Origin of the sequence: Burkholderia sp. SIMBA_062, assembly GCF_046534765.1 — a bacterium.
GTDB classification, from domain to species: domain Bacteria; phylum Pseudomonadota; class Gammaproteobacteria; order Burkholderiales; family Burkholderiaceae; genus Burkholderia; species Burkholderia ambifaria.
Genome location: NZ_JAWRYD010000679.1, coordinates 1 through 231, shown reverse-complemented (window position 1 = coordinate 231; position 231 = coordinate 1). Strand labels below are relative to the sequence as shown.

At 48.5% G+C, this 231-nt stretch carries 1 protein-coding gene; it reads left to right on the top strand.

Annotated elements, in window-relative coordinates; translation table 11 throughout:
* Positions 1-231: hypothetical protein (locus SB786_RS37905; protein ID WP_410731797.1), on the top strand; the 231-nt coding region annotated here is incomplete at both ends.

Genomic DNA, 231 nt, shown 5'->3' with positions numbered 1-231 from the left:
CTACCTATGACTACGGTGATGTACCGTCCAGCTTTGAGAATGACAAGGATGGTAATCCATTGCCTGCCTTGCATGCTCCTCTAACAGGGTTTAGCATTGGGAGTCTCTTGGATGTGGAAAGTGCTCCGGCTTCTGTGACTTCTCCCAATGAGAATAATATATCTGGGGATAATGCAGTAGGACTGGCTGACGAAGATGGTCTTACCACTTTGACGAGTGTAAGCCGCGGAG